The organism is Pigmentiphaga sp., from assembly GCF_019689535.1.
Taxonomy (GTDB): Bacteria; Pseudomonadota; Gammaproteobacteria; order Burkholderiales; family Burkholderiaceae_B; genus Pigmentiphaga.
The window spans coordinates 1-20,939 of record NZ_JADGHH010000006.1; the positions used below are offsets into that span (position 1 = coordinate 1).

The following is a 20,939-nucleotide window of genomic DNA, read 5'->3' on the forward strand; positions in this document are numbered from 1 at the left end:
CGACCACTACCGCAGGGATCCCCAGGCAGCTCACATTCATGGCGCGCGCGCTTTTGCCCTGGAGCGGCAAACCGGTGTATAATCTCGCTTCGCTGATTTGCAATGCTTCGTTTTCTGAGGCGCGTAGCAGGCGGCAATGATGCGGGAATAGCTCAGTTGGTAGAGCGCAACCTTGCCAAGGTTGAGGTCGCGAGTTCGAGACTCGTTTCCCGCTCCAATTTTGGATCTACGGACTTCCACGGACGTCTGTAAGTCCTTGAAAAATGAGGCTTCGGCCTCTTTTTTCGTTCCAGCGACATCTACTGAAATCCAGCCACAGCCACGACGTTTAAGGCCATTTTTGAGGCCATCTTTACGGAAGCGGTGAAGCCGGATTGTCGCTGGGGGAGCGCGGTCGACGGGAACAGCATCGAGCACCTGACTCACGTTCAGGAGCTTGAGCATGGCACTCTCAGATATCGTCGTCCGGCAGGCGAAGGCCACCGGCAAAGACTACTCCCTCCCTGACTTCGACGGCCTCGGGCTGTTCGTCTCCGCCACCGGCAGCAAGGCGTGGCATTTTCGCTACTACTGGGCCTCCAAGCAAAAGCGCATGTCGCTGGGCACCTATCCCGAGGTCAGTCTTCGGGAAGCCCGCGAGGAGCGCGACAAGGCCCGGGCCCTGCTGGCCAAGGGCATCAATCCCAAGGTTGATCGCAAGCGCAAGCGTCAGGCTGTCCGCCTGGCCGACGAAAACAGCTTCAAGGCGGTCTACCTCCGCTGGCTCGAACAACGCAAGCTGGAACTCAAGGAGGGACGCAACAGCACCCTGTCGCAGATCCAGCGCATCTTCAAAAAGGACGTGCTGCCCCGGCTCGGCATCATGACGATGACCGACGTGCGCAGCACGGACCTGGAGGAAGTGCTAAAGAAGATCGAGGAGCGCGATGCGCTGACGACGGCCGAGAAGGTGCGCACCTGGCTCAACCAGTTGTTCCGCTACGCCAAGGTGAAGGTTCCGGGGCTGGAGAGCAATCCGGCCACCGATCTGGATGTGGTGGCTAAGCCCAAGCGGCCCGTCGTGAACAACCCCTACCTCCGGCTGCCGGAAATCCCCGACCTGCTCCACAGGCTGCGCCGCTACCGCGGCCAACTCATCACCCAGCTCGGCATTCGGTTTTTGTTCCTGACGGGCGTGCGTACCGGGGAACTGCGCTTCGCCGAGCCGTCCCAGTTCCACCTGGATCAGGGCCTGTGGATCATCCCGCCCGAAGTCGTCAAGCAGTTGCAGGATGACTTGCGCAAGCACAACAAGCGCCCGCAGGACATCCCGCCCTACATCGTGCCCCTGTCCGCCCAGGCCATCGAGATCGCCCGCTTCCTGCTGGAACTGGTGAAGCCCGCCCAGAAACACCTGCTGGCCCATCGCAGCGACCTGAAGAAGCCGATCAGCGAGAACACCCTCAACAGCGCCCTGACGCGCATGGGCTACAAGGACCTGTTGACCGGCCACGGCATCCGCGGCACGATCTCCACGGCGCTCAACGAGATCGGCTACCCGAAGCTCTGGGTGGATGCCCAGCTTTCGCACTCGGACCCCAACCGGGTCAGCGCCGCCTACAACCACGCCCTGTATGTTGAGCCGCGCCGGCGCATGATGCAGGACTGGGCCGACCGGCTGGACCTGCTGGAACAGGGGCATGTCGAGGCCGCCAGCACGCACCTGAAGATCCATATCGAAGGCGTGCCCACGGTCGTCGGCGGCGAGGCGGAGTCGATGCTGGTTCTGCCGGAAGGTGCTGGAGACGTCACGACCTCGGTGACGGTGTCGCCCATCGTGGTCGGGGCGAACGCCGACGGCCAAGTGTTCCAGCGGCTGTCTCCCTTGCCGCCCCTGCGCGAACCGGAGCCGGAGGAAGAACCGGCCATCTCGGACATCCAGCGCGAGCGCCAGGAGATGCTTAGCATCTACGAAGCACCGGACAAACTGCCGGTTCCGGTGTTCGCCAAGCTGGCTGGCAGGTCCAAGGATCAGATCAACCGCGAGATCAAGGCCGGCAAGCTGCTCTCGCTGAGCCTGGGCAACCGCGGGCAACGCATCCCCGACTGGCAGCTCGATCCCGTCAAGCAAAAGCTGGCTTGGGAAGCGATTCGCTCTGTGGAGGGTGGCCCGGATATGTGGCGACTCTATCGCGTACTGGTCGCGCCGCAGGAGCGACTGGGTGGTCGCTCCCCGATCGAAGCGGTGACGCCTGGCACGCTTCAGGAAGCGGCCCGCGTAGTCCACGAGGCAGTCTGCTACCAGTGATCCGGTCGGTTTGAGCGGTCGGTGGCCGTGATCTTTGCTGCTCGTTCCGCGAAACGATCTGCGGCTGGCTCCTGCTTGGAGCCGGCCCGCAGCAACTGTGCCCTAGTGGAATGAGGCCCCCCGGCCAGAGGGCGCCAAACGATGCCCCAGTCGTGCGCTTGCGAAATGCGCGAGCGCGGAGCGATACCGACACCGTAGCCCGCGGCGACCAGGACGGCCATCAACTCGAACGAAGAGACATCCTGGAGTGGACAGTCCAACTGCCTCAGCAGGTCATCGCTCAGTGCAATGCAGGTCTGGATCAGGGGGTAGTGCCGTAGTGCTTCCGATGGAATGGCCGCATGCGCGAGCAATGGCGACCGCGAAGGAACGGCGATGCCCAACTCCTCGCGCCAGAGCGGCTGGCTGTGCAGAGAGGGCTCCACTGACGACATCCATGTGATGCCGAAGTCGTAGCGACCACTGGCCAGTCCGTGGAGAAGTTCCTCGGAGGGGACTTCTTCCAGCAGCACCTGCGTTTCAGGTTCTTCCGCGCGTTGCAGCGCGAGCAGGTTCGCCAGCAGTGGAGACAGTACGCCAGGCGAGGCTGCGAGCTTGAACGTCAAAGACGCTTGGGAGGTGCTCATGGACACCCTCCAGAAAAGGTGCGGCAGAGGCTTAAAAACAGGCCAATAGCATATCAAGAGTTAAAGTTAACGTGGTTTAGTTTACCTAGATATTCGACGCTTTTGCCGATGCAAAAGCGCTCTGTCCAACGAGGCCGTCCTGCCGGCACGACCACCTACGAAGCCGAACCTGCAATGGCCTTCGGTCTTGCTGTTCGCGCTGCGCGGTTGGAAAAAGGCATCGCCCAAGACGTGTTCGCCGTCCAGGCTGGCATCGAGCGTTCCCACCTGGGCAAGATAGAGCGCGGAGAGCACATGCCGACATTGGCGATGATCCTGAGAATCGCTGGTGCCTTGGACAAGAGCGCGGCTGACCTGATAGCGGCCACGGAAAGCAACCTGCGTTCCGGCATAAAGCCGTGAGCAATGCGTGAGGTTACGGCTGCTTACTCGCCAGCCGGGGCATGCAAGCGTGCCATGAATCGCTCCAGCGGGAAGGATAGGCTTTCGCTGTCTGGCCTGAGTAGATAGGTTGTGATGACGGCCGACTCGACTGCCAGGGGGCGAACCACGATGTTCGGATGCCGGCAGGTCGCCACCCTGGCCGAGGAAGAAAAGCCGATGCCATAGCCTGCGGCGACGAGGGTAAGCATCACGTCCAGCGAGGTCGCGTGCTCGATGACGTTCGGTTGATGTTCCTGCGTGCATAGCAGGCGGGTCAGTTTCTGGAAATAGCCTTCGCATATCTGCGGATCGCACATGACCACGGGAAACCGCGCCAGCTCGTCGAGCGGTACTTCCTTGTGAATGAGCAGCGGATGACGGGCTGGGAGCACGGCCACGATGGGCGTGCGCCAGATGGCTTCAGCAACGACACCGCTGCCGACATTATCGGTATGCGCAAAGCCGATGTTGAAATCGCCCGCCCGCAGTCCACGTAGTTGTTCAGCGAGCGGAACCTCGGAGAGCCGTATCTCGATTTCGGGCTCTTCTGCGCGGCAGCGGGTCAGAAACTCGGAAAGGCGTGGGTCGATCGCACCGTCGGACACCGCGATTCGCAGGCTGCCCCGATACCCGGCGGAAACGGCTTTGACGCTCTCGCGGGCCTGATCGAGTGTGGTGAACAGGCGGCGCACGTCTTGCAGAAAGACCGCGCCGGCCGGGGTCAGGCGGGTTCCGCGGCGGTCGCGGTAAAACAGCAGTGTGCCGAGTTCATCCTCCAACTCCTTAATGGCACGGGAAAGTGGCGATTGGTCGATGTGAAGGCGTTCGGCGGCGCGAGCGAAATGAAGTTCTTCAGCGAGGACTACGAAGCAGCGAAGATGACGTAACTCCATCGGCCTTTCTCTCGAAGATGCCAGCGGGCTCTATCCCGAAGCCGGGCCAGTGGGAGAGGCCTGGGTGCAGAGGCTGAATATCTCCATCTGTCATAGGGACACCCTGCTGTCGTTGCCTGATACTTGCGACTGTGGCCAGTTCGACAAGTCGACCGGTACGGTCGCGGATGTTTACTGTGCAAATCTAGCCAGAGCGTTCGGCGATGAATAGATGGATAAATTCGGATGCCGATGTGAGTTGACTTTATGAATTGAACGACCTGCCCGACTCCTACATTCGAGAGGTGGCGATTTTCAGGACCAAGCAGCCCGCTCGGTCGGGGTTAGATCGAGGCTGGTCGCTGTGCCAGTTCGGGATGAATGCTCGGCGGCTTCCAGCACCGCCATCACGGCCAGCGATTGCAGATCGGTCGCCAAGTTATCCCGGTTGCCGTTAAACGCTTCGGCAATGCCACGGTAGTACATGCGCTGGTCACCGCTCGTAGCAGGCAGGTACCGGGTACTGCCGTCCGCTGCATGCACAATGAGCGGGTCAGGATCGTCGCCCCAACCCAAGGCTCCCGGTTGAAGGCCGTCCAGCAGTTGTTGCTCCTGCCGGTCGGGCATTCGCTTGACCAAACTTCCGCCGGTGCCGTGGACGACGAAGCGATGCGAGCCGCCGGCGACCAGCGAACCACCATGCAGGATGACGCGCCGCTCTTCATAGTCGAGCACGACATGAGCCCAGTCATCGGTCAAGGCACCAGCCCTTTGCCGTGCCAGGTTGCCGTGAACCCGATCGGGCAGACCAAATAGTTGCAGCGCTTGATCGACCAGATGCGGTCCCAGATCGAACCATAGACCGCTGCCAGGGTCGGCACGTTCGCGCCAGCGGTCCCGGACCTGCGGGCGGAAACGATCGAAGTGCGACTCGAAATGCGTGACCTCGCCAATGTGCTGGTAGATGATCGATCGGCGGACTGTCAGAAAGTCGCTGTCCCATCGGCGGTTGTGGAACACTGACAGCAGGCGGTCATGCTGACGCGACAGCGCAATCAGTTCCCGGGCTTCGCGCATGTCCAGTGCGAATGGCTTGTCGATGACCACGTGCTTTCCCGCCGCCAAGGCCACCCGCGCGATCGGGGCGTGGGTTTCGTTGGGGGTGGCGATCACGACCAGGTCTATCAGGCTTGAAGTGACAAGCGCCAAGGGGTTGGCCTCGACGATGACGCCGGGCAGATCAGCCTGGACCTTGTCCGCATTGCGGGACACAACCGCCACCAGGTCGAGGCCAGGAACTGCCCGGATCAACGGCGCGTGGAATGTCTTGCCGGAGAATCCGTAGCCGACAAGCCCGACACGGATGGAACTGGAAAAAGGCATGGGTGCGTGGGCCGGTGTCGTTTGGGGATGGGAGCAGCGCGTAGCTCTGTTCGATGGCAAGTAAGCCCAGGAACCAAGTACCGATCAGGGGGCGTACTACTCTTTGCTGACCTGCTCCAGCCACTCCACCGATTTGCCATCCAGCGCTTCGGCGATCGCGATATGGCTCATGCCCACAGTGGGGCTGGCTCCGTGCCAGTGCTTGACGCCCGGCGGAATCCACACCACGTCACCAGGGTGGATCTCCTGAATGGCATCGCCCCACTTCTGAACCCGTCCCACGCCTGCCGTAACGATGAGGGTCTGCCCAAGCGGATGCGTATGCCAGGCGGTGCGCGCCCCAGGCTCGAAGGTCACGATGCCGCCACCCACGCGGGCCGGCGCGGGAGCCTGGAAACGTGAATCCACGCGCGCCGAGCCGGTGAAGTTCTGCTCAGGGGCGGCGCTGGACGGCTGCGAGCCGATCCGTGTGACGGTAATTGGCGCCTGTTCCGCGGCGGATGCGGCGGTCAGCCCAAGAGACAGGGCCATTGCAGCGACTGGGGGTAGTTTCATGCGGGTTCTCTCCACTGGTTCGTCATCATTCCATCCGCCGTGTTGCCAGGCTTCCCGGCGAGTTTGTACGTTTGCGATACCGCAGCCACAGCATCATGTAGTGGGTGACGAAAATGCACAGGCCGGCGACCGCCATGCAGTGGCCGAAGAAACCCTCGGCCGATTCCTCGAAATTCCACCAGTCCAGCGATATCTGGAACAGAAGTCGGGAACGCAGGTTCAACGCGAGCGCACTGCAAACGCCTTGGGCGGCGATGCCGACGGCAAGCAGGCGAAGCACTGTGGTGCGAACCGCGTTCGCCGCCTCGATGTGGAGCAGCTTGCGGGCGACGGCCATCAGCAAGGGCCACCGCAGGCCGATGTGGATGGCGACAACGATCAGCAGCCAATACGCGACGCCAGCATGGATTCGCCTCACCGTGAAATCATCATCCAGCCGGAGGTCGGCAAACAGCGTCTCCGAAATCACCAGGCTGGTGGCGAGCAGCCCCAGCATCCCGGCCAACAGCACCAAGGTCAGGGCAATGTTGAACGTCCCGCGCCGCTCGCGCACACCCTTGGATGGCCCGGAAAACCACCGGCGATGGAATGCGTTGTGAACGACGACCAGCAGGAACAGGCCTGCGCCGGCCAGTTCATGTGCGGCATTGCCTTGCCAGAAGTAGGCAAAGGCAAACAGAAGAAGCCCGGCGGCAATGCAGTCGAGTACAAGCCTCAGCAGGAAAATGGGGTTCAAGGCATGGCTCCTGGCGCTCCCAGCGGCTATTCGAGAGGCGTGCCGCGGAACTCCGACAGGCGCTGAGCGGTGAACAAATAGTCGTTGCGCTTCTGCGAGGAATGGCAGGACATGCAGCGGGCCGTGTTCTCTTTCAGGTTGATCTGCTTGTTGGGCCAGAACCACTGGTATTGCCAGTCGCCGGTACGGCGGCGCTCGTCGTAGTCGGCGCCCCAGCCAGGGCCTTTCTCCATGACGAAGTAGCGATAGAGTTCGCCATCCCGATAGTCGGTCAGGACGAACTGCGTTCCGTTTGGAATCGGCTGCCCCTTCTTCACCGCCTCGATGGCTTCGGGCGTGGTTGAAATGTGTTCCGTCACGTTGCCGCGCTTGACGGTCATGTAGTGCACGAACAATTCGAGGTCTTTGGGGAAGATAACGCGAGTGTCTTCGGCGTGGGCTTGCAGGCCGAGCAAAAGCGCGGCCCCGGCGGCCAGCACAATGAAGGGGATGCGAATGGCAAGTCGTGACATGGCGGGTCCAGGTTGGCGATGTGCTCTCTGGCACGTCGATGCGGTTGAGCGTGGTTTCATGGTGCTGTCCTGATTTCCTTTTCCCAGAACCGGACAGCCAGATCGATCCAGCCCTGTGCCGAGGTGCCTTGCCCCGCGCCGAATCCGTGACCAAGGCTCGGATACTTGTGGTACTCGACGGGCGTGCCGATGCGTCGGAGTGCGGCAACGCGCGCTTCCATCACCGCAGGCCGCGCAATGCCGTCATGCTCTCCCACGACGACGAAAGTAGGTGGTTCGGAGGCAGTGACCTCCGAGTGGCCGGTGTAGGCCATGACCACCACGGAAGGCCTCGGCAGCGGCTGTCCGCCAAAGGCCGCAGCGCCGTGGGAGCCGATCGCTGCGGCCATCCGCGCGCCAGCGGAACTGCCCCACAGCGAGTAGCCTGCCGTGCCGACTTGCAGCGTGCTGGCGTTCTGGAAGATGTACGACACCGCCGAGGCCAGATCCTCGGTGGCGACCCTGCCGCCTTGACCAGCTCGATACTTCAGGACGAAGGCATTGAACCCCTGGTTGCTGATTTGCTCGGCGTAAGGGAAACCCTCGTGGAGGGAGCCGACATAGGAGAACCCGCCACCTGGCGCGATGACGGCGAAAGGCGCACCGGGCTTGCCCCGGAAGAAGAACAGGCCGGTGTGCCGCAACGCTGGATTCGCCCGTTTCTCGGCTTCGGTATGGAAGTCGTAGAAGACAGTGAGGCCGGCGTTGACATCGTCGACCATCCGGTTGAGCGAAACGACCACGGCGCCAAGGTCCACCTGGCTGTGGTACGGCAGGAGTTGACCGATCTCCCGCAGCGGCAGCGTCTCGTCGTAGGCCTGGCCGTCCCACGGCAGCATCCGGTGGCTAAAGCCCCGAAATGCCGGATGGTTCAGCAGGTCGCCGACACGATCGTTCGGACGCAGATGCGGGTATCGGGACATGGCATTGTCGGGCTGGGCAGCATGAACCGCGGGCTTGTCGCTGGGCATGGGATTCGTTTCGGCGGCCTCACTGCATGGTGTGGCGAGGAGCATGGGCAACACGCTGCGGAGCAGCGTGTGCGCACGGCGACCAGCGGAAACACCATGGAGCTTCATTGCACTTTCCTTTGAGGAACTGCTTGCCTTCTCGCCATCAGCGCTTCGGCGGCGCCTCGATCCCCGACATTTGGAGTACGCCCGCAGGCAGCCGGTCGCCCTGGATATGGACCGCGGCGACGGCGGCATTGAGTTCGCGCAGTTCGTCGCCGGTGAAGGTGATCGCGGCGGCGCCGAGGTTCTCCTTCAGGTGGGCGATCTTGGTGGTGCCCGGAATCGGCACGATGAACGGCTTCTGCGCCAGCAGCCAGGCCAGGGCGATCTGGGCCGGCGTCGCGTTCTTGCGCTGCGCCCAGTCCTTGACCACGTCGACCAGCGCCATGTTGGCCCGCAGGTTGTCGGGGGCGAAGCGCGGCACGGCGACACGGAACTCGCGGTCGCCATCGGGGACGAAGCGCGTCTCGGCCGTGATCGTGCCGCTGAGGAAGCCCATGCCCATCGGGCTCCACGGCACGAAGCCGATGCCCAGTTCCTCGCAGACCGGCAGCACCTCCGCTTCCGGCCCGCGCCAGAGCATCGAATACTCGTTCTGGATCGCCGCCAGCGGATGTTCGGCATGGGCGCGGCGGATGGTCTGGATGCCTGGCTCGGAGAGGCCGTAGTTCAGCACCTTGCCCTCGGCGATCAGGTCCTTGATCGCGCCGGCCACGTCCTCGATCGGCACCTGCGGATCGACGCGGTGCTGGTACAGCAGGTCGATGCGGTCGGTGCGCAGGCGCTTGAGCATGCCTTCGACCACCTGCTTGATGTGTTCGGGCCGGCTGTCGCGGCCACCGCGCGCCGCCGCGATCTTCGGGTCGAAGCTGAAGCCGTACTTGGTCTCGATGACGACCTGATCGCGCACGCCCTGCAAGGCTTCGCCGACGACCTCCTCCGACAGGTACGGGCCATAGGCTTCGGCGGTGTCGAACAGGGTCACGCCGGAATCGACGGCCGTGCGAATCAGGTTGATCGCGGTTTTCCGGTCGATGGTGCTGCCATAGCGGTCGGAGACCGATCCCTCGACCGCTGCAGGCACCCACTGGCACCCCAGGCCGATGGAGGAAACCTCCAGCGCGCCCAGCTTGCGGCGCTGGCTGGTCGGCAGGATGCCGGTGCCGGCGGGTTGTGCCGGCGCGGCGGTATTGGCCGTGGAAGCCGACGGCGCGGTGCAGGCCGACAGCAGCCAAGGCGCGACGCCGATGGCGGCGGCGGTCGCCAGCAATTGCCGGCGTTGCGGGTTGGCCGGCTTGTGGCCGTGGGGGATGTTTTCGCCGTTCTGGGTCATGGGTCAGGTTCCTGAGTGTTTGGAGTGGAGGGGACAGGCCCTGTCCATGGCCTCGATCATTCGTGCCACGCGACGCTTTGCTCGATCGGGATGCGGTGCTCCCGATAGCCGGAGGCGGCATGCGAACCGTCCGCCATCCCGAAGGAAATGCCGAACAGCAGCTTGAAGTCGCTCGATACGCCAAGCGCCTGGCGTATCGGCTCGGCAAAAAACCCCAGGATGGTCTGCGGCACCCCGGCATAGCCGCGGGCGGCCAGGGCGAGCAGGAAGGTCTGCGCATACATGCCGAGATCGGCCGCGACGCGGACGTTGTCGCCTACCGGGGGCAGGAACAGGAAGGCGGCATGGGGCGCCCCGAAGAACCGGACGTTGCGCTCCACGACTTCGGCGCGGCTCAGGGTATCGCCACGGGCCACGCCCAGGGCCTGGTAGTACCGCCCGCCCTGTTCCGCAGCCCGCTGCCTGTAGGGCTCCGGGTAGTCGCGGGTGTCGAAACTGAAGTCGAAGGTGTAGTTCTCCTTCCCCAGTTCTTCGACGAGGGTGGCGCTCAATGCCTTGAGCGTGTCGCCACCGACGATCTGGACATTCCACGGCTGCGTGTTGCAGTTCGAGGGCGCGCATTGCGCCTCTTCCAGCACGGACTTCAAGACGTCCCGAGGGATAGGGGACGGCAAGAAGGCACGGACGGAATGCCGGGATCGCACGACGTCATGGAACGCGGGAGAAGGAGAACTCATCGCTTGACCGCTCCCCGACATCAGAGGCCGGTCATCTTGAGGACGGCTTCCGGCAGGCGTTCGCCCTGCACCTGCACCTTGGAGACTTCGGCGGCGATCTCGGCAAGGTCATCGGCGGACAGGTCGAGCGTGACCGCGCCCAGGTTTTCCTCCAGGCGATGCAGCTTGGTGGTGCCGGGAATCGGCACGATCCACGGCTTCTGCGCCAGCAGCCAGGCCAGCGCGACCTGGGCCGGCGTGGCGCTCTTGCGCGTGGCCACGGTCTTGACGACTTCGACCAGCGCCAGGTTGGCCTTGCGTGCCTCCGGCGAAAAGCGCGGCACGTAGTTGCGGAAATCGCTTGGGTCGAACTGGGTGCTTTCGTCGATCTTGCCGGTCAGGAAGCCGGCGCCCAGCGGACTGAACGGCACGAAGCCGATGCCCAGTTCTTCCAGCACCGGCAGCAGTTCTGCTTCCGGGCCACGCCAGAACAACGAGTACTCGCTCTGCACCGCGGTCACTGGCTGCACGGCATGGGCGCGGCGGATGGTCTGCACACCCGCTTCGGAAAGGCCGAAGTGCTTGACCTTGCCTTCGGCGATCAGGTCTTTCACCGCGCCGGCCACGTCCTCGATCGGTACGGCCGGATCGACGCGGTGCTGGTACAGCAGGTCGATCACGTCCGTGCGCAGGCGCCGCAGCATGTTCTCGACCACGACCTTGATGTGTTCGGGGCGGCTGTTGGTGCCGGCGCCGCGGGCGCTGGTCTCCTGATCGATGTCGAAACCGAACTTGGTGGCGATCACCACTTGGTCGCGGATCGGCTGCAAGGCCTCGCCGACGAGTTCTTCATTGGCGAAGGGGCCATAGGCTTCAGCGGTGTCGAACAGGGTGATGCCGCGATCATGCGCGTCGCGGATGAGCTTGATCATCTCCTGCTTGTCAGCGGCGGGGCCGTACACGGCAGTCATGCCCATGCAGCCCAGACCGAGCGCCGATACTTCCAGATTGTTTCCAAGTTTGCGAAGTTTCATGGGTTGGGTACTCACGTTATTGGGGTGGAGGTTGCGTCCACTTGGGCAGCGGACGCGCTGGCTTTTCAGGGGGAGACTTGCTTGACGGGACGGACGAGGATTTCTTGCACCAATACGCGCGGAGGCTGCGCGAAGGCATAGACAACCGCTTGCGCGACGTCCTCCGCATGCAGGGCATCCAGCGCCTGACGACGCTCGCGCAGGGCCTGCTCAGGTACGTTGTGGCCGAACTCAGTCCAGACCGCACCGGGCTCGATGACCGAGACGCGGATGCCGTCGGCTCCCAGTTCCTTGCGCAGGGTCTCGTGGAAACCGACCACGGCGTACTTGGTGGCGCAATACACCGACCAGCCCTCGACGCCATAACGGCCGCCCGTGCTGGAGATCGACGCGATCATCGCGCCCGGACGCCCCTTCATCAGCGGAATGGCGGCCTGGGTGCAGCTCAGCAAGCCGATGACGTTGGTGTCGAACATGCGGTGCCACTCTTCCGGCGTGCTATCGACGAAAGCGCCGCTGAAGCCCAGCCCGGCATTGTTCAGGAGCAGGTCCAGGCCACCGAAGGTCTTGCGAACCAGGGCGAACAGTTCACCAACCTGGCTTGCATCGGAGACATCGGCCACCACAGCACTGGCTTGACCACCAAGTTCCTTGGCGAGTGCTTCGATTCGTTCACGCCGACGTGCCACCAGGACGACATGGGCGCCTTCGGAAACCAGCAAGCGAGCAGTGGCCTCGCCGATGCCGCTCGACGCGCCGGTGATGACGGCGACCTTGCCGACCAGGTCTTGCATTTTCATGGGGTCAATCTCGCTTGCATGTCAGACGCTCAGGTATTCAATGGCCTTCGGGGAAGTCCGTACTGGCGCTCAGATCCTTCCAGTCACCGATTTCCCGAAGTTGAGCTTCCAACTCCGTCGTCACGATCTGGATCGCATCGCTGCCCAGCAGCAGCCGGAAGGGGTGGCGCTCGCCGGTCACGGCCTGGATGATGGCCAGCGCCGCACGCGCCGGGTCGCCGGGCTGGGTGCCGTGGGTGTGGTCGTTTTCCTTGCGCCGGGGACCGGCAGTGGCCGCGTAGTCGGCGATGTTCGCCTTGGCCTGTTGCAGCGATCGGCCGGCGAACTCGGTGCGGAACGCGCCGGGGTCGATCACCATCACCCGGATGCCGAGCGGTTCGACTTCCTTGCGCAGCGCATCGGACAGGCCTTCGATTGCGAACTTAGTCGCCGAGTAGTAGCCCGAACCCGGTGCGGCCAGTCGCCCGGCGATGGAGGAGACATTGACGATGGCACCACGACGATTCGCCCGCATGCCTGGGAGAACCGCCTTGACCAAGGCAACGGCACCGAAGAAATTGCTGGCGAACAGTTCTGCAACTTCTCGCTCATCGGCTTCCTCGACAGCCGCGCGGTAGCCGTGTCCGGCGTTGTTGACCAGCACATCCACGCCGCCGAAGCGCGTGCGGGCAAGCGCGACGGCCGCGGCGACCTGTTCCGGGTTTGCCACATCCAGGGCGACTGCGGCAGCGGTGTCGGGATAGGCCGCGACGATGTCCTGAACGGACTGTGGGTTGCGGGCGGTGACGACCGCATTGAACCCGGCCTGCAATACCGCCTGCGCGAGATTGCGGCCAAGACCACTGGAACACCCGGTAATCAGCCATGTCTTCATTTGCATTTCTCCTTACTGATGCCCAGGCCGCTCAACCGCTGACCTTGGCTTTCTTCAGCCAGTCGTTCACCTGGTTCATCGTTCGCCGCTCCTGATCGGCCTCCATCACGAAGCCCCGGCGCAGACGCGCTTTGGGCGCATGGCTGGCCAGCACGGATTGGCTGTTTCCAAGGCCGTAGCCGCCATGGGTGACGAAGGGGATCAGGGTCTTGCCGGACAGGTCGTGCGCGGAGAGAAAGGCGCGGATCACCGGCGGCGCGGTCTCGCCCCAGATGGGGAAGCCGAGGAACACCGTGTCGTAGTCCGCCATGTTGCCGACCTTGGCCTCGATGGCACGTTCCCGGCCACTGTCGCGCTCCTGCCGCGCCAGCTCGACCGTCTCCAGGTAGTCCTCGGGGTAGGGCGTGGCGGGACGGATCTCGAACAGGTCGGTGCGCAGCGTGCGATGGATCAGGCCGGCGACCACGCGCGTATTCCCCGAACGGGAAAAGTAGGCCACCAGTGCACGCGCCCCCAGTTGCCGCTGTTCTCCGCTGGAGCCGGATGCAGAAGCAAGGCGGCTCAGAGGAAGTGTCGCAAGCGCAGCCATGATGGCTCGGCGAATAGGATTGGAGGGCGATGACATCGTGACCACTCCGGGCCTAGCGCCCTACACGCGCTTGCAGCGCAGCGGGATAGCGGTCGCCCTGGATCTTGACCTGCTCCAGCGCGTTGGCGATCTTGCTCAGGTCGGCATCGGATAGCACGACCGATGCGGCGCCGAGGTTTTCCTCCAGGCGGTGCAGCTTGGTGGTGCCCGGAATCGGCACGATCCATGGCTTCTGCGCCAGCAGCCAAGCCAGCGCGATCTGCGCGGGCGTCACGCCCTTGTCCTGGGCAATCTGGCCGAGCAGGTCCACCAGCGCCTGGTTGGCCTGCAACGCTTCGGGCGAGAAACGCGGCACGATGCTGCGGAAGTCGTCGCTGCCGAAGGTGGTGCCTTGCTTGATGGCCCCGGTCAGGAAGCCCTTGCCGAGCGGGCTGAACGGCACGAAGCCGATCCCGAGTTCTTCCAGCGTCGGCAGGATTTCCGCCTCGGGCTCGCGCCACCACAGCGAATACTCGCTTTGCAGAGCGGTGACGGACTGAACCGCGTGGGCACGGCGGATGGTTTCGACACCGGCCTCGGACAGGCCGAAGTGCTTCACCTTGCCTTCGGCGATCAGGTCCTTGACGGTGCCGGCCACGTCCTCGATCGGCACCTCGGGATCGACGCGGTGCTGATACAGCAGGTCGATGCAGTCGGTGCGCAGTCGCTTGAGCGAGCCTTCGACGGCCCAGCGGATGTGCTCGGGCTTGCTGTTGAGGATCTGCTGCTTGTTGTCCTCGCCGAAGGTGAAGCCGAACTTGGTGGCGATCACCACCTGGTCACGGAACGGGGCGAGCGCCTCGCCGACCACTTCCTCGTTGAGGTAGGGGCCATACACCTCGGCGGTGTCGAAGAAGGTCACGCCACGCTCGACCGCCGCGCGAATGAGTGCAATAGCCTCCGAGCGGTCGGTGGCCGGGCCATAACCATGGCTCAGGCCCATGCAACCCAGGCCGAGTGCCGAGACTTCGAGATTGCTTTTTCCGAGTTTGCGCTTTTGCATGTGTGTTCACCTGTGGGGCAGTGCCTGGCGCGGGAAGGAGCCTGGCATCTGCATGAAGACGAGGCCGACGGCAAGCCGGGTCGCCGAGTACATCGCCGCAACGGTGGCAATGCGTGGACAAGTGAATGACTTGGACGACGTTGCAGGCGCGGTTGCGGAACCTTTTTTACCCAACAAGCAATGTAGCGACCGCCTCTCAATGCGACTAGATAGCGGAATTGGCAAAGACTTGTGAGGTACTTTTATTAATTCCTTGGGGCGCTTGCAGCAGCTTGCCGGGTTTCTCTATTCGGAAAATTCAATCAATCCCCGATGCCACCGAGAGCCGGATTCCGAATGCGGGCCAGGTACAGCAAGGCTTGGCAGTTCTGGAGCGCATCGGCGGCCATCTGCACCAGCGTCGCCGACTCGGTGCCGCGAGGTTGTCCGGCCAGCCGTCGCAGGGCATCCCCGACCGCATGGGGGCGTGCAACAAAGGGGCGCAATGCGGCCAGCGCCTGGAGGGCGACCTCGTCGCCTGTTTGGGCGTTTCGCTGCAACGATTCGATGGCGTGGCCCAGATTCAGGGCCGCCAGCAGGCTTCGCGGCACGTCTTCGCCAAACCGATTGGCACGGCCCAGATGCACCATCAGGAGCAGCATCTTCCGGTACGTGCGAGATGGCCATTGGCGCACGGACACTGCATCAAGCGGGCGGCTCAGCAGGCGTTCGATGTCGTGCAGAAGCTCCTGGGCAACGACCGCCGCCCGCTTGTGTGGCAACCGGGGGAGCAGCATGAAGCCGGCACTGACCATCGCGGTTCCCATCAGCATGGCGGCGCTCTCGCCGATGATCACATCGGCTTCCTGTGCCTCACGTCCGGCCTGGCTGGCCAGCATGAAACACATGTTGGCGTCGATGGCCGCCAGTGCCGTGCGTGGATGGGTCCGGGCAAATGCCCCGACCAGGAAGAAAGGGAGCACACTCAGGATCAGCGCGATCGGGCTTGTTGCCATGGGCTGCAACCACAGCCTGTAAGCAATGGAAGCCACCACCCCGGCGCATACGCCCGTGAACAGGACGGGCGCTATCTGCTGCGGCAGCGGCAGCGTTCCCAGCACGATCGAGAAGATGCACAACGCCATAGCCATGGGCACCCACATCGGCGAGCCTGTGAGATGAACCAGATTGACCGCAAACAGCGCCACCAGGAACGACGTCGATGCCGTCCGCCAGGCTTGCGCCCAGTCGCGCGGCGCATCCAGCGCCGCCTCATCGTCAGCATCTGCGGGCGAGACGCTGGCACTGGCGAACAGCGACTTTTCCGCCAGGGTGATCTGGGTCATGGCCTCGACCAGCCGCCGCACGGCCGGATGCGCGTGGGAGGTGTTGGCTTGCCAGGTATCGGCGGCGAGCCCAGGCTGCGAATCGGGCGCACCGTGACCCAGCGCCACGGAAGCTGCTTTGAGATCAGCCAGCAATGTTCCTGGCACCTGGAACCCGCGGCGAACTTGCGCCGCCAGCGCGTAGGTGGCCGCCATGATTTCCAGTGTCGCAACCACGAGTGCGTCGATGTGGCGCTGTCGCCGATGTCCATCGCGGGAACCCGCTCTGACCAGCGCTGAGCGGGCTTCAAGATCACCGATTTCGATCAGGATTCGCCGTTCGATGCCACTGCTGCCGGACGCATGGGCGACGACGCGGGCGGCCAGCGCCAGGGCATCACCGGCAAGCTGACGCACGCTCCGGTAGAACTGTTGGCGTGCCGATGGTAGCGTCCAGAAGGCCATGACCAGGGTCGTGACGACCACCCCGATCAAGGTGCATTCGACCCGCTCGCGTGCCAGGTGTATCGAGGCGCCGAGGTCGAGTGCCGAGGGCACGACCACCACGGCGGTGGTGATGGCGGCCATCAGGGGGGCATAGGAGCGCACACCGTGCAACAGGTGGGATGCGCCTGCACACATCCCGATGAACAAGGCGGCCAGGGCCAATTGCGCTGGCACGGGCAATGGCAGGTGCAGCATGGAAAACCCCAGGGCCGCTCCCAGCAAGGTGCCCAGGATGCGATAGATGGCCCGTCCCAGCAGCAGGCCGCGCGTAGCCTGGGTGATGACCCACACAGGCATGGCCGCCCAGTAGGCGTTTTCCACGTGCAGCGATGCGGCGATTGCGAATGACAGCCACGCCGCGGCTGCCAATCGCAATGCCTGATCGACCACGGTGCGGTCGCGCTGCTGCCAGCGCCGTCTCCAGGCGATCATTGTTCGATGGCAAAACCGGGGAATGCAAGACCGGGGAATGAAAGTCGAGTGCTGGCGTTCATCGGAAAGCGGGCGTCATGACGTGGGGCCGGAAGTCAGGCTTGACCCAGGATGTGATCCACGGCCTTCTCGGCCACGGCGATGACCGGGGCGTTGGTATTGCCGCTGGTGATGTTGGGAAAGACCGAGGAGTCGGCCACCCGCAGACCGGCCACGCTATGTACGCGCAAGGCCAGATCCACTACCGAGGTCGCCGAGTCCGGGCCCATGCGGCAGGTGCCGACCGGGTGATAGACGGTCTTCACCCCGGCACGAACGAAGCGCTCCAGCTCCGCATCGGATTCCAGCGCGGCGTGCGGCGGCGAGAACACCTCGCCGATCTGCGATTGCAACGCCGGCGCTTGCAGCAGTTTCAACCCCAGTCGCAGAGCTCGGATCTGGCCGGCCAGGTCGTCGGGATGGTTCAGGTAGTTGGCCTGGATGATCGGTAGCGCGGCCGGGTCTTTGCTCGCCAGAGTGACGCTGCCGCGCGATTTCGGTTGCACGTGGCCGACTTTCAAGGTCAGGCCATGCGTGCGGTCGCGGCCGATGCCATCGGGGTCGTCCCAGGTGTCCAGGGCAGGCAGGAAGTGGACTTGCACGTCGGGACGGCCTTGACCACTGGTATCGACGAAGGCGGCGCCTTCCAGGATGTTGGAGGTGACCACGCCAGTACGGAACGCCAGCCATTGCACGCCGTTCTTCACTGCACGCAGGCCGCTGTCCTCGCCGTACAGACTGATCGGCTCGCGGGTTTCCGCATTGACCGAAAGGTGCAGGTGGTCGACAAAGTTCCGGCCCACGGGCAACTCGCGTTGCACCGCGATGCCATGCCGCAGCAGTTCTTCGCCAGGGCCGATGCCCGAAAGCAGCAACAGCTTGGGTGAACCGATCGCGCCAGCGCTGACGATCACTTCCCGCTGCGCGTGTGCAGTGACGGATTGCCCGCCGCGGCGATAGACCACGCCGGTAGCGCGGCCGCTTTCGATGACGATGCGTTCGACCAGCGCGTCGGTGACGACCTTGAGCGCCGGGTTGCCACGCACCGCTTTCAGGTAGGTCTGCGCCGTGCTCGCGCGAGCGCCCCGGGCCGTAGTGGTTTGGTAGTAGCCTACGCCGTGCTGGTCTGCGCTGTTGAAATCGTTGACGTAGGGCAAGCCGATTTCCTGACCGGCACGCACGAACGCCATCGTTAGCGGATGGCGATAGCGGTTCTCGCTGACCGGCAGCAAGCCGTCGTTGCCGTGGAATGGCGAGGTCAGGCTTTCATTGGCCTCGGCGCGGCGGAAGTACGGCAGCAGATCGTCATAGCCCCAGCCCGCGCAAGCATAGTCATCGACCCAGGCGTCGTAGTCCTGGCGCTGACCGCGGATATAGATCATGCCGTTGACCGAACTGCTGCCGCCGAGAACCTTGCCCTGAGCGACGGTCATGCGCCGGTTCAACGTGGCCGCTCCCGGCTCGGAGGCATAGTCCCAGGTCTTGGTGGGGATGGCCCGCGACACGCCTGCCGGCATGTGGATGAACATCGAGCGATCGGTGCCGCCGGCTTCGATCAGGAGGACGCGGCCGACGCCGCGGGTGATCAGGCGGCTGGCAATGACGCAACCGGCGGAGCCGGCACCGACCACGATGTAATCGTATTGTTCTGTGGACACGGAAACTTCCTTGGACCTGCAACAAGGCAATGGAGCAGCGCGACGCGGTGCGGAGACTTCGCCGGCGGTCTCGGCACCTCAATGGCGGATGATGATGGACTTGAGTTCGGTGTAGTCGTTGATGAAGGCCGAACCGAACTCACGGCCAATACCCGATTCCTTGATGCCGCCAAACGGCACGGCCGGGTCCAGTAGCGTGTGCATATTGACCCACACCGTACCGGCCTCAATCCGCGGGACGTAGTTCAACACCTTCGACAGATCGTTGGTCCACAAACTGGCCGTCAGGCCATAGGGCGTGCCGTTGAACAGGCTCAGCAGTTCCTCCTCGTCGTCATACGCGAGGAAGGTACCGATCGGGCCGAAGGTTTCCTCGTTGAGCAGCGCCGCCTGTGGGTTGGCGACGCGGATGGCGTGGGTTCCACGAAGTAGCCGGGGCGATCGAGCGCCTGGCCGCCGTAGACGATGGTGTCGCCCTCGCTGCGAGCCTGGGCGAAGAAGCTGTTGATCTTCTCGAAATGCGCCTTGTTCGACAGCGGGCCGAACTGGGTGTCTTCGTCCAGCGGATCACCGATACGCAGCGTGGCCAGGGCCTTGGAGAGTTCTGCGAGCGTGTCGTCGATTCGCGAACGGTGGACGAAAAAGCGTTCGCCGGCGGCACACACCTGGCCCTTGGTGGACGAAACCGGCTTCGAGGATGCCGGCCACGGCCTTGGCCGGCTCAACGTCCTTGAGGAAGCCCACCGGGTTCTTGCCGCCCAGTTCCAGCGTGGCGCGGGTGAGCTTGGCTTCGATGGCGCTGCGACCCACTGCAATGCCGGTGGGCACCGAGCCGGTGAAGCTGACCTTGGACGTACCATCGTGGGCGATCAGCAGTCGACCGGCGTTGCCACCACCGCTGACCACGTTCAGCACGCCGGCGGGCAACCCTGCTTCGCTGGCCAATTCGGCGATGCGCAGCATCGTCAGCGGCGTGAACTGGCTGGCTTTGATGATGCTGGTGCAGCCGGTGGCGAGCACCGAGGCGAACTTCCAGACGGCGATCATGATCGAGAAGTTCCACGGCACGATGCCGACCACCACGCCCACAGGCTCGCGCCGGGTGAAGGCGCTGTAGCGTTTCGCCGTTGAACGAGGGCAGCGACGGGCTGATCGCCTCGCCGTTGATCCGGGTAGCCGCGCCTGCGTAGTAGCGCAGGAAGTTAATGGCTTGATCCACTTCAAAGGCTCGGGAAATCTGGATGGTCTTGCCGGATTGGCTCGTCTCAATCTGCGCGAGTTCCTCGCGGTGCTTCTGGAACAGATCGGCCAGGCGCAACAGGACGTTGCCGCGGTCTGCCGGCGTGGTGCGTGCCCAATCGCCGTAGAAGGCTTTTGCGGCTGGAGGCTACCGCGGCATCTACGTCGGCGGCCGTGCCATCCGCAATGCTGGCAATCGGCAGGCCCGTGGCGGGATTGGTGACTTCGATGCGGTTGCCAGCACTCTCAACGGCTCGGCCATCAATGTAGTGCCCATGCGGGCGGGCCAGGAAAGCCTGGACTTCGGGGAGCAATGAAACCGTAGCCATGAGAATGGAGTCCTTTTAGTAAACGGGGGGATCATTAATGCGAGGAAATGCTGGCCAATGGCTCGCTCGTAATTGATTGGAGATTGCGATCCAGTGCGTCCAACACCTCGGATGTGGTTTTCACCGCATCATCGGGAATGCCTGAAAACAGTTCGTTGCGAACCTTCTGCAACGTGCGGCGCATGAGCTGGTGAAGGCGTTTCCCTTCAGGCGTCAGGCGCACGACATTGGCCCGTCTGTCGGAGGGGTCGGCTTCGCGCTCGACCAGCCGGCAATCGACCAACTGGTCGAGCGTGCGCACAAGTGTCGGGCCTTCGATATTGAGAATCTCGGCGAGACGAGATTGCCTGACATCCTCGTTCAGACGGGCGAGGTAGCGCATGGAAGCGCCGTCGCTTCCGTCAGCCCGTATGGTTTGAGGGCTTTGTCCAGCTCGCTGCGATACAGACGTGCAAGCAGAACCAATTGCATCCCGACTTGTTCTAGAAGGATATCCCGGCTCATTCGATAGCTTGGCTAATGAAATAGAAGCACTGTAGTCATCGCCTCCAGAAGCGACTAAGCGTTATAATTGGATAACACTTGTGAGGTGCTTTT

Annotated in this window: 23 protein-coding genes, 1 tRNA gene and 1 pseudogene; 3 read left to right on the plus strand and 22 right to left on the minus strand. The window is 63.5% G+C overall.

Annotation, left to right across the window (positions count from 1 at the left end):
* Nucleotides 1-141: 141 nt before the first annotated feature.
* Nucleotides 142-217, plus strand: a tRNA-Gly gene (locus IRZ12_RS01070).
* Nucleotides 218-442: 225 nt separating this feature from the next.
* A complete protein-coding gene (locus IRZ12_RS01075; protein ID WP_073664221.1) occupies nt 443-2,287 on the plus strand; it encodes an integrase arm-type DNA-binding domain-containing protein in 1,845 nt (614 codons plus the stop codon).
* On the opposite strand, the gene IRZ12_RS01080 is transcribed toward IRZ12_RS01075, so the two are convergent.
* Nucleotides 2,278-2,913, minus strand: coding sequence for a substrate-binding domain-containing protein (locus tag IRZ12_RS01080; RefSeq protein WP_073664220.1), 636 nt, complete (start codon nt 2,911-2,913; stop codon nt 2,278-2,280). The two genes, IRZ12_RS01075 and IRZ12_RS01080, sit on opposite strands and share 10 nt — an antisense overlap.
* Nucleotides 2,914-3,021: 108 nt before the next feature.
* On the opposite strand from IRZ12_RS01080, the gene IRZ12_RS01085 reads away from it, so the two are divergent.
* Nucleotides 3,022-3,315 (plus strand): helix-turn-helix transcriptional regulator, encoded by a 294-nt coding sequence (locus tag IRZ12_RS01085; protein WP_073664219.1) that lies wholly within the window; start codon nt 3,022-3,024, stop codon nt 3,313-3,315.
* A 23-nt stretch (nt 3,316-3,338) separates the two neighbouring features.
* Here IRZ12_RS01085 and IRZ12_RS01090 read toward each other — a convergent pair whose 3' ends face one another.
* From IRZ12_RS01090 to IRZ12_RS01190, 21 genes and pseudogenes are all read right to left on the minus strand, one after another.
* Nucleotides 3,339-4,229: a LysR substrate-binding domain-containing protein gene (locus IRZ12_RS01090; protein WP_073664218.1), complete on the minus strand. Its 891-nt coding sequence runs from the start codon at nt 4,227-4,229 to the stop codon at nt 3,339-3,341.
* 294 nt (nt 4,230-4,523) lie between these two features.
* Nucleotides 4,524-5,591 (minus strand): oxidoreductase, encoded by a 1,068-nt coding sequence (locus IRZ12_RS01095; RefSeq protein ID WP_073664217.1) that lies wholly within the window; start codon nt 5,589-5,591, stop codon nt 4,524-4,526.
* A gap of 96 nt (nt 5,592-5,687) precedes the next feature.
* Nucleotides 5,688-6,146 (minus strand): cupin domain-containing protein, encoded by a 459-nt coding sequence (locus tag IRZ12_RS01100; protein ID WP_296463200.1) that lies wholly within the window; start codon nt 6,144-6,146, stop codon nt 5,688-5,690.
* Between the two features lie 25 nt (nt 6,147-6,171).
* Complete coding sequence (locus IRZ12_RS01105; protein WP_073664215.1) at nt 6,172-6,882, minus strand: DUF4405 domain-containing protein; 711 nt, start codon at nt 6,880-6,882, stop codon at nt 6,172-6,174.
* Nucleotides 6,883-6,908: 26 nt separating this feature from the next.
* The gene (locus IRZ12_RS01110; RefSeq protein ID WP_073664214.1) at nt 6,909-7,394 is read right to left on the minus strand and encodes a cytochrome P460 family protein; all 486 of its coding nucleotides are present in this window, start codon (nt 7,392-7,394) and stop codon (nt 6,909-6,911) included.
* A gap of 56 nt (nt 7,395-7,450) precedes the next feature.
* Nucleotides 7,451-8,512, minus strand: a complete 1,062-nt coding sequence (locus IRZ12_RS01115) for an alpha/beta hydrolase (protein WP_079867728.1) — start codon at nt 8,510-8,512, stop codon at nt 7,451-7,453.
* A gap of 37 nt (nt 8,513-8,549) precedes the next feature.
* Nucleotides 8,550-9,779, minus strand: coding sequence for an aldo/keto reductase (locus IRZ12_RS01120; protein WP_296463207.1), 1,230 nt, complete (start codon nt 9,777-9,779; stop codon nt 8,550-8,552).
* 56 nt (nt 9,780-9,835) lie between these two features.
* Nucleotides 9,836-10,537 carry a nitroreductase gene (locus IRZ12_RS01125; RefSeq protein ID WP_367181568.1) on the minus strand — a complete coding sequence of 234 codons (702 nt, stop codon included), beginning with the start codon at nt 10,535-10,537 and terminating at the stop codon, nt 9,836-9,838.
* Nucleotides 10,537-11,529, minus strand: coding sequence for an aldo/keto reductase (locus IRZ12_RS01130; RefSeq protein ID WP_296463210.1), 993 nt, complete (start codon nt 11,527-11,529; stop codon nt 10,537-10,539). Before IRZ12_RS01130 ends, IRZ12_RS01125 begins: the two co-directional genes overlap by 1 nt.
* Nucleotides 11,530-11,594: 65 nt before the next feature.
* On the minus strand, nt 11,595-12,329 hold the full coding sequence (locus tag IRZ12_RS01135; RefSeq protein ID WP_296463212.1) for an SDR family oxidoreductase: 735 nt from the start codon (nt 12,327-12,329) through the stop codon (nt 11,595-11,597).
* Nucleotides 12,330-12,366: 37 nt separating this feature from the next.
* Nucleotides 12,367-13,203 (minus strand): oxidoreductase, encoded by an 837-nt coding sequence (locus tag IRZ12_RS01140; RefSeq protein WP_079867727.1) that lies wholly within the window; start codon nt 13,201-13,203, stop codon nt 12,367-12,369.
* A gap of 31 nt (nt 13,204-13,234) precedes the next feature.
* The gene (locus tag IRZ12_RS01145) at nt 13,235-13,792 is read right to left on the minus strand and encodes a flavodoxin (protein WP_281915914.1); all 558 of its coding nucleotides are present in this window, start codon (nt 13,790-13,792) and stop codon (nt 13,235-13,237) included.
* A 52-nt stretch (nt 13,793-13,844) separates the two neighbouring features.
* Nucleotides 13,845-14,834, minus strand: a complete 990-nt coding sequence (locus IRZ12_RS01150) for an aldo/keto reductase (RefSeq protein ID WP_073664207.1) — start codon at nt 14,832-14,834, stop codon at nt 13,845-13,847.
* 302 nt (nt 14,835-15,136) lie between these two features.
* Nucleotides 15,137-17,077: an FUSC family protein gene (locus IRZ12_RS01155; RefSeq protein WP_296463219.1), complete on the minus strand. Its 1,941-nt coding sequence runs from the start codon at nt 17,075-17,077 to the stop codon at nt 15,137-15,139.
* 95 nt (nt 17,078-17,172) lie between these two features.
* The gene (locus IRZ12_RS01160) at nt 17,173-18,774 is read right to left on the minus strand and encodes a GMC family oxidoreductase (protein WP_296463221.1); all 1,602 of its coding nucleotides are present in this window, start codon (nt 18,772-18,774) and stop codon (nt 17,173-17,175) included.
* Between the two features lie 78 nt (nt 18,775-18,852).
* Nucleotides 18,853-19,185 (minus strand): aldehyde dehydrogenase family protein, encoded by a 333-nt coding sequence (locus IRZ12_RS01165; RefSeq protein ID WP_367181569.1) that lies wholly within the window; start codon nt 19,183-19,185, stop codon nt 18,853-18,855.
* Nucleotides 19,089-19,439 (minus strand): aldehyde dehydrogenase family protein, encoded by a 351-nt coding sequence (locus tag IRZ12_RS01170; RefSeq protein ID WP_296463223.1) that lies wholly within the window; start codon nt 19,437-19,439, stop codon nt 19,089-19,091. The genes IRZ12_RS01165 and IRZ12_RS01170 overlap by 97 nt, the downstream gene beginning before the upstream one ends.
* Nucleotides 19,342-19,857: an aldehyde dehydrogenase family protein gene (locus IRZ12_RS01175; protein ID WP_296463225.1), complete on the minus strand. Its 516-nt coding sequence runs from the start codon at nt 19,855-19,857 to the stop codon at nt 19,342-19,344. Before IRZ12_RS01175 ends, IRZ12_RS01170 begins: the two co-directional genes overlap by 98 nt.
* 118 nt (nt 19,858-19,975) lie before the next feature.
* Nucleotides 19,976-20,092: pseudogene (locus IRZ12_RS01180) on the minus strand (aldehyde dehydrogenase family protein); the annotation flags it as partial.
* On the minus strand, nt 20,040-20,342 hold the full coding sequence (locus IRZ12_RS01185; protein WP_296463227.1) for an aldehyde dehydrogenase family protein: 303 nt from the start codon (nt 20,340-20,342) through the stop codon (nt 20,040-20,042). The gene IRZ12_RS01185 and the pseudogene IRZ12_RS01180, both read right to left, overlap by 53 nt.
* Nucleotides 20,343-20,376: 34 nt before the next feature.
* The gene (locus IRZ12_RS01190) at nt 20,377-20,724 is read right to left on the minus strand and encodes a MarR family transcriptional regulator (protein ID WP_296463229.1); all 348 of its coding nucleotides are present in this window, start codon (nt 20,722-20,724) and stop codon (nt 20,377-20,379) included.
* Between the last annotated feature and the right edge of the window lie 215 nt (nt 20,725-20,939).